Origin of the sequence: Streptomyces sp. NPDC006529, from assembly GCF_040611795.1 — a bacterium.
GTDB lineage: Bacteria > Actinomycetota > Actinomycetes > Streptomycetales > Streptomycetaceae > Streptomyces.
Window position 1 is genome coordinate 78,767 of sequence record NZ_JBEXPB010000020.1, and the last position, 15,273, is coordinate 94,039.

The 15,273-nt window shown below is 74.6% G+C and carries 11 protein-coding genes; 2 read left to right on the forward strand and 9 right to left on the reverse strand.

The features are described 5' to 3' along the window. Positions 1-13 precede the first annotated feature (13 nt). Positions 14-835, reverse strand: a complete 822-nt coding sequence (locus tag ABZY31_RS16610; protein WP_356410468.1) for an endonuclease — start codon at positions 833-835, stop codon at positions 14-16. Between the two features lie 264 nt (positions 836-1,099). Between ABZY31_RS16610 and ABZY31_RS16615 the strand changes: the two genes are divergently transcribed. After that, positions 1,100-1,666, forward strand: coding sequence for a DJ-1/PfpI family protein (locus tag ABZY31_RS16615; RefSeq protein ID WP_356410471.1), 567 nt, complete (start codon positions 1,100-1,102; stop codon positions 1,664-1,666). An 18-nt stretch (positions 1,667-1,684) separates the two neighbouring features. Here ABZY31_RS16615 and ABZY31_RS16620 read toward each other — a convergent pair whose 3' ends face one another. The 7 genes from ABZY31_RS16620 to ABZY31_RS16650 form a co-directional block, all read right to left on the reverse strand. Beyond that, complete coding sequence (locus ABZY31_RS16620; protein ID WP_356410548.1) at positions 1,685-2,770, reverse strand: DUF2330 domain-containing protein; 1,086 nt, start codon at positions 2,768-2,770, stop codon at positions 1,685-1,687. Between the two features lie 81 nt (positions 2,771-2,851). Further along, entirely contained in the window at positions 2,852-4,438 is a 1,587-nt protein-coding gene (locus ABZY31_RS16625) for a hypothetical protein (RefSeq protein WP_356410473.1), read from the reverse strand. 57 nt (positions 4,439-4,495) lie between these two features. Then, positions 4,496-5,557, reverse strand: coding sequence for a DNA repair exonuclease (locus ABZY31_RS16630; protein WP_356410476.1), 1,062 nt, complete (start codon positions 5,555-5,557; stop codon positions 4,496-4,498). A 333-nt stretch (positions 5,558-5,890) separates the two neighbouring features. Further along, positions 5,891-6,724, reverse strand: coding sequence for a hypothetical protein (locus tag ABZY31_RS16635; RefSeq protein WP_356410478.1), 834 nt, complete (start codon positions 6,722-6,724; stop codon positions 5,891-5,893). Positions 6,725-6,837: 113 nt separating this feature from the next. Further along, positions 6,838-9,987, reverse strand: coding sequence for an amino acid adenylation domain-containing protein (locus tag ABZY31_RS16640; RefSeq protein ID WP_356410480.1), 3,150 nt, complete (start codon positions 9,985-9,987; stop codon positions 6,838-6,840). Positions 9,988-10,112: 125 nt separating this feature from the next. Beyond that, on the reverse strand, positions 10,113-10,907 hold the full coding sequence (locus ABZY31_RS16645; protein ID WP_356410483.1) for a response regulator transcription factor: 795 nt from the start codon (positions 10,905-10,907) through the stop codon (positions 10,113-10,115). Next, entirely contained in the window at positions 10,904-12,214 is a 1,311-nt protein-coding gene (locus ABZY31_RS16650) for a sensor histidine kinase (RefSeq protein WP_356410486.1), read from the reverse strand. Before ABZY31_RS16650 ends, ABZY31_RS16645 begins: the two co-directional genes overlap by 4 nt. A gap of 281 nt (positions 12,215-12,495) precedes the next feature. Here ABZY31_RS16650 and ABZY31_RS16655 point away from each other — a divergent pair, with 281 nt between their 5' ends. Next, a complete protein-coding gene (locus tag ABZY31_RS16655; RefSeq protein WP_356410489.1) occupies positions 12,496-14,715 on the forward strand; it encodes an MMPL family transporter in 2,220 nt (739 codons plus the stop codon). A gap of 85 nt (positions 14,716-14,800) precedes the next feature. Here ABZY31_RS16655 and ABZY31_RS16660 read toward each other — a convergent pair whose 3' ends face one another. Next, entirely contained in the window at positions 14,801-15,208 is a 408-nt protein-coding gene (locus tag ABZY31_RS16660; protein ID WP_356410492.1) for a VOC family protein, read from the reverse strand. Positions 15,209-15,273: the final 65 nt, after the last annotated feature.

The following is a 15,273-nucleotide window of genomic DNA, read 5'->3' on the forward strand; positions in this document are numbered from 1 at the left end:
CAGCCCATACCGGCTACCAGATCTGGGCGACCCATTCCGGGTGGTCGACGAACGGGTTGCGGTTGTGCTGGTAGGTGTCGAATATGACCTGGTTGCGGCGCTGTTCGAAGGCGTCCGGCGGGTCCTGCTGGCTCCACTGCTTCAGTACGCTGATCCGGCCGATCGCGGGGGCCGAGCCGTTGTTGACCAGGTCGTTGACTTCCAGGTTCGCGAAGCCGTCGCCGCCGTCGTAGCGGACCGCCATGTAGAGCAGCATCCGCGCGACGTCGCCCTTGACGGCGTCGCGCGGTTCGAAGGAGTCCGAGTCGGTGAAGCTGCCCGGGGCCTCGGCGACCGGGCTGCCGCCCTTGTCGAAGTCCTTGTTGCCGCGGGTGCTGTTGACCGTGACGTCCTCGGGGCGCAGGTGGTGCAGGTCGGTGCCCGGACCGGTGGCGGTGCCGAAGTCGCCGTGGCTCTTGGCCCACACGTGCTCGCGGTTCCAGTCGTTGGAGCCGCCGCCGTTGGTGGCCTTGGACTGCGAGCGGCCCGAGTAGACCAGGATCACGTTGTTGTGGTTGGCCGGGTCCTCGTCCGTCACCTTCAGGGCGTTCCACACCTGGTCGTAGGTGACCTTGGACTGGACCTTGATGATCTCGTGGAGCGCGCTCTTGAGCGCGGGGCCGGTCTTGCCCTCGGCGGAGGCGTAGTACGCGTCCACCGCGGTCGAACCCGCGAGGGACACGGAGGCGGGAGCCGCCGGGGCGGGCCCCTGGCCCGCGGAAGCGGGGACGGGGGCGAACAGCAAGGCGGTCGCCGCGAGGCCTGCGGCCAGGGGCGCCAGGCGCGAGAGTCTCATCACGTGGGGGGTACCTCTCCACACGCACCGCTCCCGCCCGGGGAATTGGCGGGACATCAGGTGGCAGAGCGAGGTTCACATTGTCATGTGCCCAACAGATTAAGAACACATGTCGGGAGCCTGGACCTTGCCCGCGCCGCTCCGGGGCGGCGCGGGCGGGCCGCCGTCCGGGTGACGCCCTCTTGGCAGAACCCCGCCGCACGGGCACGGTGGCTCTGGCCCCCTCGGGGCCCCAGTCCGTGACAGCCCCACCAGGAGCAGCCCATGGCAGTGAAGATCCTCATCGTGACCGGCGACGCGGCGGAGTCACTGGAAGTCATCTATCCCTACCAGCGCCTGCGCGAGGAGGGGCACGAGGTGCACGTCGCGGCCCCCAGCCGCAAGCAACTCCGGTTCGTCGTACACGACTTCGAAGAGGGCTTCGACACCTACACGGAGAAGCCCGGCTACTCCTGGCCGGCCGACCTCGCCTTCTCCGAGGTGGATCCGCAGGAGTACGCCGCCCTGGTCATCCCGGGCGGCCGGGCACCGGAGTACCTGCGCAACGACCCCGAGGTCCAGCGGATCGTGGCGGCCTTCACCGGCACCGACCGGCCGATCGCCCAGATCTGCCACGGCCCGCTGATCACCGCGGTCGGCGGCGGGCTCACGGGCCGCAGGGTGACCGCCTATCCGGCGCTGGCCCCGGACATGGCGGCCGCCGGAGCCGCCTTCGAGGACTCCGAGGCCGTCGTGGACGGCACCCTGGTCTCCGCCCGGGCGTGGCCCGACCACTCCGCGTGGATGCGGGAGTTCCTCACCGTGCTGCGCGGCAAGGCCCCCCTGGCCTGAGCCGCGCCGGGGGCTCCGTCACGCCCGAGCCGGTACGCCGTCCCGCGCGCGGCGGCGTCGGCGGCGCAGCCGCAGGGCCACCGCGCCCGCCGCCACGAGGGCGGCCACCGCTGTCCCGACGGTCAGCAACCACACGGGGATGCCGTCGCCCACCGTCAGCAGCCGGTCCCGGTAGATCACCCGTTGGTAGGGGGTGTCGGCGGCGGCCGCCCGCAGCTCGTGATCGCCCTCGATCCGGGCGGGCTGCGGGAACCGCTGCTCGATGGCGGTCAGGAACACCGGCTTGCCTTCGGTCAGTTCGGCCAGAGCGTGGTTCACCGCCCCGGCCTTCGGGTCGAGACGGCCCGCGAAGGTCACCTCGGGGGCGGCGCCGCCGATCGAGGAGCGGGGTTCCATCCGGTGGTCGGCCAGGACGTACAGGCCGAGGGACTGGGCGGTCTTCGCCAGCCGGGACAGGCGCATCGGATACACCAGCCGGTCGCTGGCGAAGCGGATCCGCAGCGGGTCCAGGTCTCCGCGCAGCGTCCGGCCCGGCTCCTTGGGCGCGAGCCGCACCGCCACGTACTCCCACTGCTGGTCGACGTACGGCTTCAGTTCGGTGGCGAGGCCCTCGGGGAGTTCGAAACCGTTGTCCCGCAGCCAGCCGCGCAGCGCCTGCGGGTCGGTCGCCGTGAGGCGCGCGACGTCGAAGTCGCCGAGCTGTTCACGGCCGACCACCCCGACCTCGGGCGCCCCGGCGGAGGGCGCGGCGCCGGCGCCGTCCGCCCGCCCGGAGCCGAACGGCCAGTCGCGGTCCCGGGGCCAGAAATAGCCGCGCGTCCGGTGTTCGGGCCGGGTCAGCTCGGCCAGGTCGGCGAAGAGGTCGGGGTCGCCCAGCTCCACCGTCGCCCGGCCGGGCACCGGCATGACCCAGGCGGCCCGGTGCGCGTCCCCGCTGACGCTGAAGCGCATCACGATCTGTTCCGTGGCGCCGTCCCAGCGCACCACGGAACTCTCCCGGCCGACCCCGATCCGGGAGCGCGCGTCGGGGATCATGGCCCCGCAACCGCAGGCGTAGGCCGGGCTGATCAGCGAGCCGAGCTGGGTCGCGAGCAGGGCGAGCAGCACCGCGAGAATTCTTCGTTTCCTCCACACGGGGTCTCAGACGGCGCCCGGCGCGATCCGGTTCCGGCCCGGCCGCACCGGCTACACCCCCGGGCTCCGCGGGGTCACCGGGACGGCCACCGCGAGCAGTCCCGCCCCCGGGAAGTACAGGCGGTCCAGGAGCCCGCGCCGCGGCCACCGGGCAGCCCGGTGGAAGCACAGGTCGCTGGGGGTCGGCGAATCCCGCAGGTCGGCGGCGTGCGCACCCTCCGCAAGGGTGGTCACGGCGGCGCGCAGGGGGTCCCCCGAGCCCGCCCATTCCGCGACCGGGACGGGGCGGGTCCAGGCCTCCCCCGAGTTGGGGAACATCCAGTGCGCGGCCTGGGCCAGGTGCCGGGCGGCGTCCGCGCTCGCGGCGGCCCGGCGCGCCAGCCGGGCCAGGGTCAGTAGGAACACCGGCAACGACTCGGCCAGGAAGGTGAGTTCGGGATACGTCCGCAACTGGCCGGGATCGGTGGGAACGGAGACGACCGCGCCCCAGGCGCCGCTCTCCTGGTCGACGCGGACCTGTGCGAGGGCGGAGCTGCGGGCGTAGTCGACGCGCGCCAGGGGCCGGTAGGAACCGTCACCGCCCATCATCCGGTGCGTTTCGGGGTCGACGGCGTGCGCCTCGTCGGCCTCGGCGCCGGGCAGCAGGCGCAGCGGCGCCAGCCCGGCCATCCGTACGCCGCCGATCGCGCGCAGCACCGTACGGATCTCCTCCGGCACCGGCACCTCCCACGCGTCCATCGCGGCGTCGGTACAGCCCTCGTCGAGCCGCACGACCTCCGGAAACTCGACCGCCAGGGACCGCAGTTCACGGACGGCCCGGCTCGCGGCGTCGGCGGGCACCGCGTGGCGGCGGACGGGGCGGCCCAGGAAGTCGCCGCTCACCACGCTGCGCAGCAGCAGGGCGCGGCCGTTCCCGGCGAGGCGGTACTGGACCTCGCTGCTCCCGGTGTCGGCGGTGTTGAAGAGGGTGGAGAAGTACGGCTCCCAGCCGATCCCGCACGGGTAGCCGGGGAGGTCGCGCAGGTCGGCGACATCGGTGAGCGAGTCGCCGCGGCCGACGAGCGCGGCGAGTTCCGCGTCGGGGCCCTCGGCCGCCTCGACGGTGGGCCGGGCGGGGACGAAGAAGGGGGGCTCGGGCCGGTCGTCCGGGTCCGCGCCGTCGGCGAGGCGGGTGGCCAGGTCGGTCAGCCAGCCGGTGAAGCCGGGCGCCTCGACGGTGATCTCCTGCTCGCCCCAGGTGTGGACGGCGAGCACCGGACCCCAGTCGGCGTGATCTGCCGCCTCCCCCTCGGGCACGCCGACGATCAACGATCCCTCTCCGACGTCCAGTTCACCGATGGTCCAGTATCCGTCCGTGAAATGCGGTGTGCCGCGCGGGCCGAACTCGAAGCGTTCACCGTCCACTTCGAGTCCACCCGTCTCCCGCAGGACGGTCCGGACCGCCTCGGGAACCGGCACGGGCCAGGCATCGACATCGGCGTCCCGGAAACCGTCGAGCAGGACCACCTCGCCGGGGCGTGCATCGGCCAGCGCGCGCAGCGCCGCGAGCGCGGCGTGTCCGTCCGCGGGCGCGGCACCCGCCTCCGCTCCCGCGATCACCGTCGTCCCCCGTACCGCGCCCTGCCCGTCGTCCGCCATGGCCCCGCCTCGCTCCCGCCGTCACCCGTGGTCGGGTGATCGTCCGCGCGGCCGAGCCTACCCAAGGGCCTTTCCCGGGAGGGCCGCGCGGTCAGCCGCCCCGCACACCATGAACTCGGACCGGCCCAGCTCACCGGCCACCTCGCGGGCCAGCCGGACGAGCCCGGGCGGGTCGTCGCCGGCCGGTCCGGACACGGTCCACACGACGGCCCCCGCGGTCCCCGCCGGCGCTGCGGGCCGGGCCGCGACGTCGGCGAACCGGGCCCGGATGTCCGCCTCGGCGGTCGCGGCGCGGCCCAGGTGCAGCGGTTCGTAGCGCACGGGGGCCGTGTCGACGTCGCTCGCGGTCAGGGCGCCCCCGCCGATCAGCAGCTCGGTGTAGCCGCGGCCGCCGTGCTCGGCGGGGCCGCGCCCGTGCACGTTGCCCGGGTACACCGCGAAGACACCGGGGGCGGGCCTCATCCGGTGGTGCACGTGTCCCAGGGCCCAGTAGTCGTAGCCCGCGTCCGCCAGCGTCCGTACGGTGGTCGGGGCGCACCTCCTGCGGCTCCACGCGCCGTGCAGACTGGTGTGCAGCACGCCGACGTTGACCAGCCCCCGGACGGGTCGCGGATAGCCGGCCGCGATGTCGCGCAGGTCGTCCGCCTCCGCGATGGACTGGCCGTGGACGGCGATCCCGAGGTGCTCCCAGCGCACGGTTTCCGGCGCGTCCGGGCCCGGCCAGCGCACCGAGGGCGGCAGGTGCAGTTTCTCCGGCAGCGGTGACGCGGCGTCGTGGTTGCCGGAGACGACGACGGTCACCAGGCCTTCGTCGTGGAAGCGCCCCAGCGCGTCCTGGAAGGCGCTCAGCGCGGCGGCGTCGCCGTGGTGCCGGTCGAAGACGTCCCCGGCGACGAGGACGCCGTCGTAGCGGCCCTCGGCTATGCGGCGCACCATCGCGCGCAAGGCGTCGTACGGGGCCTGCGCGGGGTCGATCGCCGGGGCGCCGGGGTGGTGCTCCAGCCCGCGCAGGGGCGATCCGATGTGCAGGTCGGCGAGGTGCGCCAGCCGTATGCCGCCCGGCGGGACGCCCGCAGGAGCGGCCGCCTCCCGCGGGGACGGCGCCGCTCGCGGCCCCACGACGCGGCCCGCACCCGGCGGACCGGCGGTGTCTTCCGCGCGTCCCGCGACCGGAAGGGACCCTGACCGGGCGGGGGCCGGCACGAACCGGGATGTCATGTTCACCAGCATGCCGAAACGGGCGGCCCGGCGTCAGCCCCGCGGTCGGATCCAGGACACCGGGAGGGCGGCCCCGCGGCGCACCGCGACGCCGGCCGCCGCCCCGGCCGGGCGTACGGCGGGCGGGCCCGGACGACCCGCCCGCACGCGCGGCTCCGGCAGACCCGGCAGGTGGGGCGGGGCGGACGGCCGTCCGCCGGATCCCCGGGCGCGCCCCCGCGCTGCGACACCGGGTCACCGGCCCCGGTGGTGGCGGCCCAGGACGAGGTCCGTCTTGAACGCGTTGCGCTCCAGCAGCCAGCCCTCGTCGCGCAGTGCGCCCATCAGGTCGGCGCGCAGCCGCACGGCCTCCACGAAGGTCTCGGCCTTGGCGGTGACCTCGGTGAACCAGGTCTCCCGCCCGTGCGCGTCGCGGAGCGGGGTGACCTGCATCTCCAGGGTGTGGCCGAGGATCTCGCCGGGGTAGTTGGTCTGCCGGACCGGCCCGTGGATCAGCGGGTCGGCCGCGACTGCCTCCGCCCAGCCGGCGGGTTTCGCGGGCCACTTCCGCATTTTGCCGGGCAGCCGGTCGAGGGCGATGGCCCGGCAGGCGACCGGATCGGGCAGCGCGCCGGGGGCGAGGCCCGGGGCGGGCTCGCGCTTCTTGTTGGAGAAGTCGAGCGTGGCGCGCGAATAGCTGAGGTTGACCTGCGGGTCGTAGTTGGTGTCGCGGCAGTCGAAGCTGTGCGCGTTGGCCAGGTCGAGGGCCGCTTCGACCGCGGCGCGGTCGGTTCCGTCGCCCGCGATGGCGAAACGGGTCTTGTAGGTCAGCCGCAGCCGGTCCTCGGCGCCGTCGTGCCGGAACCGGATGATCCAGCCCTGCCCGGCGAAGCTCAGCTCCGCGTCGTCCATGTACTGGGTGACCTCGAAGCCGCTGGAGCGCCCGAGGCCGAGCGCGCCGGCGGCCCGCTCCAGCGGCACGCCGTCGGCTCCCAGGATCCGGCAGGGGTCGACCAGCAGCTTGACCTGGTAGGTCGGTGCGGCATTGGGCGCGGTCGTCACCAACGGCGCCCACACTGCTGTCCCCACCACCGACCCCCTCGCACCCGCACCCTCGCCCGGACCCGCGTCCCGGCCCGCAAACGTCGTCCGACCTTACGGGGTCCCCGGAGCGGACGCACACGACATCGCTCCGGATCCGCTCAAGGCGCCGGCGCGGGGATGAAGCCGGAGGCGTGGAAGTAGCCGATGCACGCGTCGAGGAAGGCCGCGTCCACGGGCGGGCAGCTCAGCCCGCTGCCCAGCAGGTCGGCGTCGATCCGCTCGCGGCCGAGGGCCGGGAAGTGATCGGTCGTGCAGAGTTCCTCCAGCGTGAGGTCGCTCCCGGCGGCCAGGGTGGTGAACCGGGGCGCGAAGGGGGCGAAGGAGTGCCCCGGCCGCTGGGCCAGGTGCGCCTGCATCGCCTCGGTCCAGCGGTGGTAGCCCACGGTCTCGATCCGGTGGCCGTGGGCGCGCAGCCGCTCGACGAGGTCCTCCAGGAGCGCCTCGCGCGGGTTGACGTGGTGGTACGTCTGCCCCTGGGCCTCGCGGTGCGCGGCGAGGTGGGCGATGGAGGCGGCGACGTGGTCCACGGGGACGAAGTTCAGGGCCACGGGCAGATCGGGCGCGAGGCCCAGCTCGGTGATGACCTTGAACAGTTCGCACAGGGCGGCCCCGCTGTCCCAGGTGTGGCTGAGGGAGTCGCCGGTGATCTCGTGCGGGCGGTGGACGGCGACGGGCAGCCCCGCCCGCGCGGCCTTGCGCAGGAGTTCCTCGGCGACCCACTTGCTTTCCGTGTAGCCCATGGAGAGCAGTTCGACGTGGTCGAGCGGGGTGTCCTCGGTGACCTCGCGCACCCCGGCCGCGCCGAACCCGTGCACCACACCGATGGTGGAGACGTAGTGCAGCGGTACGCCCCGGCGCGCCGCGAGCGCGATCAGCTCCCCGGTGCCGTCGACGTTGGCCGGGCGCAACTGCTCGTACGGGTAAAGGAAGTTGACGTCGGCCCCGCAGTGGTGAATGACGTCCGCGCGGGCGGCCTGCTCGTCGAACTCGGCGGTCGTCAGCCCTAGTCGTGGCTGCCCGAGGTCGCCGAGCAGCGGGTGGATCCGCGCGACGGGCAGCGGCCGGGTGATGCCGTGGCGGCGTTGCGCGCGGGCGATCCTGCGGTGGGCGTGCGCGAGGTCCCGGGCGCGGACGAGCAGGTGCAGTTCGGCGTCGGTGCGGTCGAGCAGCGCGCGCAGCAGGTGGGCGCCGAGGAAGCCGCTGGCTCCGGTGAGCAGGACGTGCCGGGGCACCCGCCAGTCGGGGCGGTCGTGCGCGGTGATCGGCACGGGGGTGACGCGCGGGACCGGCCGCTCCAGGTCGGCGAGCCAGCGGCGCGCGAGGGGCGCGCCGCGCGGGGTGGGCCGGTCGTGGACGGTGGCTTCGACGGCGACGATGAAGGCCTTGAGGGTGGGCTGGTTCAGCAGATCGCCCACCAGCCGGTAGCTGTGCGCGCCCCCGATGCGCAGGGCGGCCTGGACGGTGTTGACGAGTTGGGCGGCGATCAGGGAGTTCCCGCCGCGGACGAAGAAGTCGTCGTCGGGGGCGTGCACGACGCCCTGCGGCAGGGTCTGTTCCCAGATCCGGGTGACGAGGGCGGCGAGGCTCTCCTCGGGCGCGCCGGCCCCGGTGCCCGGGTCCTGCGCTCCGGCGCCGTTTCCCTCACAGGCTCCGGCGACCGGGTCGGCGGACGCCCCGGCGGGCGCCGCCGAAGCGTCCGCGGCCGGGGTCAGCGCGAGCAGGGCGGCCCGGTCGACCTTGCCGTTCGCGGCCAGCGGGAGCCGGTCCAGCACCGTGATCGTCGCCGGGACCATGAAGGCGGGCAGCCGCTCGGCGAGGTGGGCGCGCAGCTCCCGTACCCCGGGGTGGCGGCCCGGGCGGGTCGCGGCGGCGTAGAGCGCGAGGTGGCGGGTGGCGCCGTCCTCGCGGGCGAGGACCACGGAGTCGGTGATCTGCGGGTGGGTGGCGACCGCGTCGCGGATCTCGTCGGGTTCGATCCGGAAACCGCGCACCTTGACCTGGTCGTCCCGGCGGCCGCGGAACTCCATGACCCCGTCCGCGCGGCGGCGTACGAAGTCACCGGTGCGGTAGTGGGTCCCGGATGCGGCGGCCCCCTCGGGGGTCAGGAAGCGGCGGGCGCTCTCGGCCGGGTTGTTGAGGTAGCCCGCGGCGACGGCAGGGCCGCCGATCCACAGCTCGCCCTCCTCCCCCGGCCCGGCGGGCGTGCCGTCGTCCCGCAGCACCAGGCAGTCGGTGTCGGCGATCGGGCGGCCGATGGGGATGCCGGTGGCGCCCCCGGGGACGGACTCCACCGTATGGGCGAGCGCGACGCAGGCGGTCTCGGTGGGGCCGTACGCGTTGATCAGCCGCTCCGGCCGCCCGTGTGCCAGCACGCGGCGGGCCGCGTCCGGACGCAGCGCCTCGCCGCCGGTGAGGACGTAGCGCAGGCCTGCGAAGGTCTCCGGGCGTTCGTGCGCGATGTGGTGGAACACGCTGGTGGTGGCGAAGAGCACGGTGATGCGTTGCTCGCGCAGGAAGGCGGCGAGGGCGTACGGGGCGAGCAGCAGGGTGGAATCGGCGGGGACCAGGCAGGCCCCGTTCAGGAGGGCGGGCCACATCTCCAGGACGGAGGCGTCGAAGGAGAGCGTCGCCGCGTGCAGCACCCGGTCGGTGGACCGGACGTCCAGGAATCCGTTGTCGACGGCGAGCCGGACCAGCCCGCGCTGCGGCACGGCCACGGCCTTGGGGCGCCCGGTGGTGCCGGAGGTGAACATGACGTACGCGGGCACGTCGGCCGAGGGCTCGAACGGGGCCGGGGGCGCCGCCCGTCCGGCGGCCAGGATCCGCCCGTAGTCCCAGGTGGGCGCGGTCTCCGGAGGCACCGAGCCGGCGCCGGGCAGCCGGACCACGGCGACGGCCGCCGCGTCCTGCAGCATGCCGGTCACCCGGGCTTCGGGCAGCGTCGGGTCGAGCGGCAGGTAGGTGGCCCCGGCGCACACCACGCCCAGCAGCGCCACGCAGGCCTGCGGGCCGCGCGAGCCCGCCACCGCGACCACCGCCCCGGAGGTGACTCCGAGGGCGCGCAGGCCGGACGCGAACTCAGCCACCAGGGAGGCGAGTTCGCCGTACGTGTAGCGCGTGCCGCCGGGCTCGTCCACCGCCGGGCGCTCCGCGAACCGCCGGGCCCGCTCGAAGAACAGCTCCGCCACCGGCCGTGCGTGGACGCCCTCGTCCGCCCGGCCCGCCGGGTCCACCGCTGTCTCGGTCATCGACGCTCCCCCTCTTCCTCAGGGACGAAAACGTATCCGTCGCTCGGTTTCGGGGAAGCGGGCCGACGACATCCGGCCATCGGGGAGGGTCAACACGGCGCGAACGCACCGGATCAGCGGAACATCTAAGCCAAGTCCCTGTCCCGGGCGGCCTCGACGATCCCGCACTCGTAGGCGGCGATGACCGCTTGCGCACGGTCCCGCACACCGAGTTTGCCGAAGATGTTGGTGATGTGGTTCTTGACGGTCGAACCGCTGATGTCCATCTCCCCGGCGATCTCGGCGTTGTCGAGCCCGGTGGCCATCAGCCGCCACACCTCGGCCTCGCGGGGCGTGAGGTCACCGACGTCCGGCGCCGGAACGGCCGGCCGCGCGGGCCGGACGGGGGCGGTGACGTAGGCGGAGAGCAGCCGGGTGAGCAGTCTCGGGGCGACGACGGCCTCGCCCGTGTGCACGGTGCGGACCGCGGCGAGCAGTTCCTCAGGGGACACGTCCTTGGGCAGGAACCCGCAGGCACCGGCGCGCAGGGCGGCGACCACGTACTCGTCCAGGTCGAAGGTGCTCAGGGCGAGGACCCGGCAGCCGGGCAGTTCGGCGGCGATCCGCCCGGTGGCGCCGACGCCGTCGAGCACCGGCATTCGGATGTCCATCACGATGACGTCGGGGCGGTGGCGGTGGGCGAGGTCCACGGCCTCCTCGCCGTCGCCCGCCTCGGCGACGACCTCGACGTCGGGGTCGGGGCCGAGGATGAGCGCCAGACCGCGCCGGACGAGGGGCTGGTCGTCGGCGATCAGGACCCGGATCGGGGCGGGTACCGGCGTCGGCGGCCGGCCCGTTGCGGCGTGGGCCGGCGTGCCCGGCCCTCCGCTCGGGTCCCCGCCCGTCTCCGCGCCCGGCCCTTCGTTCGTCCCCGCGCTCATCGGCGCGCCTCCTCTCGTACGGGCGCGCCCGAGGCGTCCCGCTCCACGGGCAGGTCCGCCGCCACCCGGAACCCGCCCTCGTCGAGCGTCCCCGCCTCCAGCGTGCCGCCTTGGAGCGCGACGCGTTCGCGCATGCCGATCAGGCCGTAGCCGGAGCCGGGCCGCCCCGGCCGGCCCGGGCGCTCCGCCGGCGGCGTACCCGCGGAGCCGGGCGCGCCCGCGCCGTCGTCGCGCACTTCGACGGTGATCCGGTCCGGGTGGTAGGCCAGCCGTACGGAGGCCCGCGCGTCCCCCGCGTGCTTGCGCGCGTTGGTGAGGCCCTCCTGGACGAGCCGGAACACGGTGAGGCCGACGGTCGGCGGCAGCGGGTACGGCTCGCCCCCCACGCTCAGTTCGGTGGGTAGCCCGGCCTGCCGGGACTCGGCGACGAGCCGCTCCAGGTCCTCGGCTCCGGGCTGCGGCGCCTCGGGGGCGTCCGCGCGGGCCGACGCGCCGGGCGGGTTCCGCCGCGCGTCCTGCGGCGGGTCGTCGGCCCGCAGGACGTCCAGGAGCTGGCGCATCTCGCTCAGGGCGAGCCGGCCGGAGTCCTCCAGGGTCACCAGGGCCTCGCGGGCCGCGTCGGGCGCGTGGGCGAGGTTGGCCCGGGCGCCGCCCGCCATCAGCTGCATGACGGTGATGTGGTGGGCCACGATGTCGTGCAACTCCCGTGCGATGCGGCGCCGTTCCTCGGCGACGGCCCGGTCGGCCAGCAGCCGGCGGTTGACGTCGACCTCCCGTTGCCAGCGGTTCACCAGCAGCGCGGCCGTGACGACGAGCACGGTGGAGGTCGTGTAGCCCAGCGCCGACCACGCCAGCGGCAGGCCGCCCACCGGGCCGAGCAGGGCCAGCGCCACGGTCGCCAGGCTCACTGCGACCGTGACCGCCCGGCGTCCCGCCCGGACGACCGTGAACAGGGCCACGACGAGGCTGGTGTTGAGGCCCGGCGCGACCGGGACGCCCACCCGCAGCACGGCTTCGAAGGCCATGACCACCGCGAAGACGACGACCGGGTAGCGGCGCCGCACGAGCAGCGGAAGCGCGGACGCCACGAGGAGCAGCATGCCGCCCGCCGTGGCGGGCCAGTCACCGGACTGCCGCGCCATGCCGTAGCCGATCAGGTCCGCCGCCACCACGCCGATGGTGACGAGCGCGTCCTCCCGCGTCCACGGCGGTGCGGCGGCCCGCGGGTCCGCCCCGCCCGCGCCGTCCCCACGGCCTGCGCCGCCCGCGCGGTCCGTGCGGCGTTCCCCGCTCCTATGGGCCTTCATCCGGTCCTCTCCCGGGGCCGCCGCCCACTCCTTCGATCCCGTGCCGGTGCGCCGCGACCACGCCGAGATCCCATTCTCGCACCGGGCCCGACCAGCGGACTCGGACCGTGGGGGGAGACGCGGACCAGGACCAGGGTCCTGGTCCACGGGCGCGGCCCGACCACGGTCCCCGTCCGCTTCTCATCCCGCGCCCCGACGACCCGCCCCCTCTCTCCTGATGGTCTGGATACGGCCCGGGAACCACCCCGGAGCCCCCGCTTCCCGCAGTACCGGAGGACTTCGTGATCCGCGCCCTGACCGGCTTCTCCACCAGGAACCCATGGAAGGTGATCGCCGTCTGGGCGGTGCTGGGCATCGCCCTCACCTTCCTGAACCAAGCCCTGGTCTACCGGGTCACCGGGGCCCAGCCGGGGGACTTCCTGCCCTCCACCTACGACTCGGCCGCCGCCCTGAAGGTCGCCGAGGAGCACTTCGGGGTGAAACCGGACGCGAACACCGTGACCGTGCTGGTCGCCCGCACCGACGGCGCGCCCCTGACCGGCGCGGACGAGCAGCGCATCGGCGCCGCCGCACAGGAGCTGGGGCGGCGCCGGGTGGCCATGCCCCCGCCCGAGGACGACGCTCCGTCCTTCCTGCTCATCGACCACTCGCAGACCCCCGTGGTCGCGCCGGCGATGACCGCCCCGGACCGGAGCTTCCAGCTGCTCTCCGTCCGGCTGACCGGAAACTCGATGGACCCTGGCCTGCTGGACGTCTTCCGCGCCTTCCGCGCGGACGCCCGGGCCGCGTTCGCCGACGCGGGCATGCGCACCGGCTTCACCGGCGGCATCGCGTCGGCCACCGACACCACCGACGCGGGTGAGACGCGGACCAAGGTCGTTGGCGGCCTGACCACGGCGCTGATCGTGCTGCTCAATGTGCTGGTGTTCCGCAGCGTCCTGGCGGCCGTCCTGCCGCTGCTCGCGATCACCTTCATCGGCGGCGCGGCGGGCGGCGCCGTCACGGGCACCGCGATGCTGACCGGGATCAAGCTCGACGGATCGACCCCCAGCCTGATCGGGGTGGTGCTGCTGGGCATCGGGATCGACTACTTCCTGTTCCTGCTCTTCCGCTACCGCGAGCGGCTGCGCGAGCAGCCGGAGCGCGACGCCCGCGCCGTGGCCGCCGAGGTCTCCGGCCGCGTCGGTACGGCGATCACCTCGGCGGCGCTGACCATCGTGGCCGCGTTCGCCACCCTCGGGATCGCCTCCTTCGGGCAGTTCCGGGTGCTCGGGCCGGCCATCGCCGTGTCGGTCCTGGTGATGCTCCTCGGCAGCCTGACGCTGATGCCGGCCATGCTGGCGATGGCGGGCCGGAAGATGTTCTGGCCCTCCCGGGCCCTGAAGCGCGCGCCGCGCGCGGGTACGGCCGGGCGGCTCGGCGATCTGGTGGCGCGGCGTCCGGTGGCCCTCGCCCTCGCCTCCGTGGCCCTGCTGGGCACGCTGGCGACCGGTCTCGCCGGGATCGCCATGGACTACGGCCAGGGCGGCGGCGGCGAGAAGACCGCGGCCACCGCCACCGCGGACGAGATCGGCCGGGCGCTTCCGGCGGACGCGTGGGAACCGACCACCGTGTACGTCACCGCGGGGGACGGCGGAGCCCTCGCCACCCAGCGGCTCGACGGCCTCTCCCGGGCGCTCGGCGCGGTCAAGGGCGTCGGCCGGGTCGGGCCGGTCACGCTGAACAAGGACCAGCGGGCCGCCCGCATCGATTTGTACCTGACCTCCGACCCGCAGACGCAGGCGGCCCGCGAGCTGGTCGCCGGGCCGGTGCGCGGCGCGGTCGCCGCGCACGCCCCCGAGGGGACCGTGGCCCATGTGGGCGGCACGGCCGCCGTGTTCGTGGACGTGGCCGAGGCCGTGGACCAGGACCTGCGGATCGTCTTCCCGGTGGCGGCCGCGCTGATCGCCCTGATCCTGGTCGTCCTGCTGCGCAGCCTGCTCGCGCCGGTGATCCTGATGATCTCCGTCGGACTCGGGTTCGCGGCGACGCTCGGCGCCTCCGCGCTGGTCTTCCAGCACGTGCTGGGCAAGCCCGGTGTCGCCTTCACCCTCCCGCTGGTGCTGTTCCTGTTCGTCGTCGCCCTCGGCACCGACTACAACATCCTGATCAGCGACCGGATCCGCGAGGAGATGGAGCGGCCCGGCCCGGCCCGGGCGGCGGTGGCGCGCGCCGTGCGGAGCACCGCGCCCGCGATCACCACGGCGGGCCTGGTCCTGGCGGGGTCCTTCGGCAGCCTCGCGGCCGCCCCCGACCCGGGCTCCCGCCAGGTCGGCTTCGCCACGGCCCTCGGCATCCTGCTCTCGGCGTCCGTCCTGTCCCTGGTCCTGGTGCCCGCGCTGGCGGCGCTCCTCGGCCGGGGCACCTGGTGGCCCGTACGGCCCGGGCGCACGAGGCGTCGTACGCAGGCGGCGGCCGACCCGTGGACCGCGCAGGAGCCGCCCCGCGTCCCGGTCTCCTGACCCCGGCACCCCCGCGCCCCGCGCGGGCCGCACCGGTCCGGCCCTCCCGGGCCGGGCCGGTTCGGCCGGGTGCACGACCGGTCCGCTACGCGCGGAGGTTCAACTGCCAGGAGACGCCGAAGCGGTCGTTCACCCAGCCGAACCGGGCGCTGAATCCGTAGGAGCCCAGCGGCATCAGCTCCGTGCCCTGCTCGGCCAGGGCCGCGTAGAGGCGGTCCAGCTCCGCCTCGTCGTCGCACTCGACGAAGAGCGACATCGCCGGAGTGAAGCCGAACTCGTGCTTCACATGGCTGTCGATGCACATGAGCCGCTGTCCGGTGAGGGCGAAGGTGGCGTGCAGGACCGTGCCCTCCTCCCCGGGACCGTCCGCGCCGTAGCGGGTGATGTCGATGACTTCGGAGTCCTCGAACAGGGAGACGTAGAAGGTGAGGGCCTCTTCCGCCCTGCCCTCGAACATCAGGAACGTGGTGATCTTCTGCTGCGTCGAGGCCATGGCGCGCCGTCCTCCGGTACAGGGGTGAGCCCTTCGAGCCCTTCGGCACCGAGGCTAGAACAAGC

What these genes read in the sequence shown, in the direction of transcription:
- ABZY31_RS16645 (WP_356410483.1), bottom strand. Translation starts at nt 10,907, where the DNA reads ATGAGCGCGGGGACGAACGAAGGGCCGGGCGCGGAGACGGGCGGGGAC.
- ABZY31_RS16640 (WP_356410480.1), bottom strand. Translation starts at nt 9,987, where the DNA reads ATGACCGAGACAGCGGTGGACCCGGCGGGCCGGGCGGACGAGGGCGTC.
- ABZY31_RS16610 (WP_356410468.1), bottom strand. Translation starts at nt 835, where the DNA reads ATGAGACTCTCGCGCCTGGCGCCCCTGGCCGCAGGCCTCGCGGCGACC.
- ABZY31_RS16615 (WP_356410471.1), top strand. Translation starts at nt 1,100, where the DNA reads ATGGCAGTGAAGATCCTCATCGTGACCGGCGACGCGGCGGAGTCACTG.
- ABZY31_RS16625 (WP_356410473.1), bottom strand. Translation starts at nt 4,438, where the DNA reads ATGGCGGACGACGGGCAGGGCGCGGTACGGGGGACGACGGTGATCGCG.
- ABZY31_RS16650 (WP_356410486.1), bottom strand. Translation starts at nt 12,214, where the DNA reads ATGAAGGCCCATAGGAGCGGGGAACGCCGCACGGACCGCGCGGGCGGC.
- ABZY31_RS16660 (WP_356410492.1), bottom strand. Translation starts at nt 15,208, where the DNA reads ATGGCCTCGACGCAGCAGAAGATCACCACGTTCCTGATGTTCGAGGGC.